This is a genomic window from Azospirillum sp. B506 (genome assembly GCF_000333595.1).
Taxonomy (GTDB): domain Bacteria; phylum Pseudomonadota; class Alphaproteobacteria; order Azospirillales; family Azospirillaceae; genus Azospirillum.
The window spans coordinates 1-2,677 of sequence record NZ_BADK01000366.1 but is presented as its reverse complement, the minus strand read 5'-3'; the positions used below and the strand labels follow the sequence as shown (position 1 = coordinate 2,677).

The 2,677-nt window shown below is 71.5% G+C and carries 2 protein-coding genes; one reads left to right on the top strand and one right to left on the bottom strand.

Annotated elements, in window-relative coordinates; all coding sequences use genetic code 11:
- The coding region (locus I71_RS11345) for a D-alanyl-D-alanine carboxypeptidase (protein ID WP_244433768.1) at nucleotides 1-840 on the bottom strand (840 nt) is incomplete at its 3' end.
- A 284-nt stretch (nucleotides 841-1,124) separates the two neighbouring features.
- Here I71_RS11345 and I71_RS11340 point away from each other — a divergent pair.
- A partial coding sequence (locus I71_RS11340) for a hypothetical protein (protein ID WP_042694968.1) occupies nucleotides 1,125-2,677 on the top strand: 1,553 nt, incomplete at its 3' end.

Genomic DNA, 2,677 nt, shown 5'->3' with positions numbered 1-2,677 from the left:
GTTGGAATGGCGCAGCAGCCCGCGCGCCAGGTCGCTCAGCGCCGGACTGTCCAGCGCCGCCAGCGCCGTCGTTGCCCCGGCCGGCACCCGCCCGGCCTCCGGCACCGGCAGGAGGATGCCGGCATCGCCGGCCAACCGGCGGAACAGCGTGGCGGCCGCCAGACCCGGCCGGGCCACCGGCACCCAGGCGCTGGCCGCCTCCCCCGAAGCCCCCGCCGCCGGTGCCATCAGCCAGCGGTCGGCCCCGTCCGGCAGCAGCGGAAAGCCGCCGCCCGCCGCCATCGGCCGCACGGTGACGCTGTCCAGCGGCAGCCGGCCGGCATCGGCGACCGTCAGCACCTCCGGCCCGGTGCCGCCGCGCCGCCAGCTCAGCAGGGCGCGGTTGTAGTTCAGCGACAGCGCTCCGACCCCGGTGTTGTAGGGAGCGGCCCAGGGCTGCCCGGCATCGATCTCCGCCAGTTCGGGAAGCAGCGCGGTGTCGTACAGGAACCGCCCCTCCACCCGCCGCAGCCCGGCGGCGGCCAGCCCGCCCAGCAGCTGCAGCAGCCCCTCGGTCGCCAGCGCCGGGTCGCCGCCCCCCTGCAGGATCAGGTCGCCGCGCAGCACCCCGGTCTCCGGCAGTCCGGCTGCCAGCAGCCGGGTGGTGAAGCGATGGTCCGGCCCCAGCAGGGCCAGCGCCGCCGCCACCGTCGGCAGCTTCGCCACCGACGCCGGGATGAAGGGGGTGTCCACCCGCCGGGCCTCCACCGTCCGGCCGCTGTCGGGATCGAACAGGATAAAGCCGACCGCCGCATTTTCCGAACCATCGGCAGCGGCGGCGGCAGCCGCCAGCGCCGGCATCGGGATTCCCGTTGCCGGCAGGGCCAGCGTCCCCAGAAGATGGAGGAGCCGGCGGCGGCCCGGCAGCGGCCGGCGGAACCGATCGCCGGGGCGGAAATTTTCGGACGGATTTGCGGCCAAAGGTCGGGTCTTTCCGCTTCTGGTGGACGCTTTCATAAAGTAGTTTAGGGAAAAATCGCTGGAAATTGCGAACAGGGACGTAGCCGGCCCGAAAGTCGGACAGGGAGATCCGATCGGGACGGTCCGACAGGTGCAGGCCAAGCGGGCGGGCCAAGGGGGACGGCATGGCAATGTCCAAGCGGCGCGAAGCGCGCTTCGAGGTGGTGGTAGAACAGGGCGGCAAGCCCAACATCGACGGTGTCTTCGAGGATGAGAAGTCGGCGACCGAACGCGCCAACTTCCTGCTGCGCCTTGCCAAATTCCCGGTGGTGCGCGTGGTGAAGGTCACAGGCACCGGGCGGGAAGAGACCATCTTCCAGAAATCCTCCTCCGGTGGCAACAAGCTGACCACCATCTCGCCGATCGAGACGGCCAACCTCTGCACCGACGTGTTGCAGCTTTTCTCCTTCGACAGCCGGATGACCTTGCTGCGGCTGTTGCGCGGCTATTGGGACGACCAGGGCGTCATTCCCTCGGAGCAGCTCCACCGCTACTATCCATTGCGTTACTTCGAGCGCGAGGCGCTGCTGTTCAACCCGGCGGTCAGCCGGCTCGCCACCCTCCAGGCGCCGATGCTGGGGCAGAAGCCGCACGAACGCTACGACCAGATCGTCCGGCTGTTCACCGCGCTGAAGGACCTCGCCCAGAAGTCCGACACGCTGGCCCCCTTCGATCAGGCGCTGATGCGCGGCGGGATTTCCGGCCTGCTGCTGGCCGCCGTCGACCGTCCGGTGGAGGAGCGCGACCGCATCGTCACCCACGCCGTCGGCACCCTGCTGGAGCCGCATCGCGAGTGGGGGGCAAAGCTGACCGCCGTCCTGCGCCTGCACCAGGAGGAGGACGGCGAGAACACCCGTCTGGTGGACGAGTTCGCGGCGGAGATCGTCGACGGGCGGGAGCCGATCCGTGCCCTGATCGGCTACGCGCCCGACCTCGGCTCCGCCATCCTGGCGCTGCTGGCGGTGTTGCGCGGCGATCTGGACGACCGGCTGCCCCATACCGAACCGCTGCTGGCCCTGTCGAACGCCCTGGCGTCGGATGGAACGGGGTTCGGCTTCGCCCGCGCGCGCGCGGCGCTGCTGAACCGCATCCGCGGCGGCCTGGACGGTCTGACCCCGCTGACCCGCACCGGCGCAGCCAGCGACGCCCGCGCCTTCGCGGCCATCGCCGACGGCATGATCGCCTTCGACGGCTACATGGGCGGCCCGGCGATGGCGGAATCGCTGACCCGCCGCGGCAAGACCGTGTGGGCGACCGGCGGCGCCGACCTGCCGTTCGAGGAGACGGTGACCCGGCTGGCCGGCCGGTTCGGCACGGCGGCCGGGCGTCTCGGCTATCTGCTCGACCTTGGCGCCAGCGACTATGGCCGCAAGAAGATCAGCATCGTCATCCAGCGCGTCGCCGACGAGTTCAACAGGGTGAAGTCCGCGGCGGAACTGGCTGCGCCCGGCGCCTCGATCCAGGAGGTGCGCGAAGGGCTGGGCCGCCGCCTGCGCGCCGCCGGCATCCCGCGGGCGCTGGCCGACGGCTTGATCGCGAAGATCGCCCCAATCCCGGACGATCAGCGCGTGTCGATAACCGGCAGCGGCGTGCTGGCGGGCCGGCGCACCGGCGCGCTGGCGGCGGTTCTGCCGACGGACATGACGATCGACATGCAGGCTCCACCGACGCCGGCCCC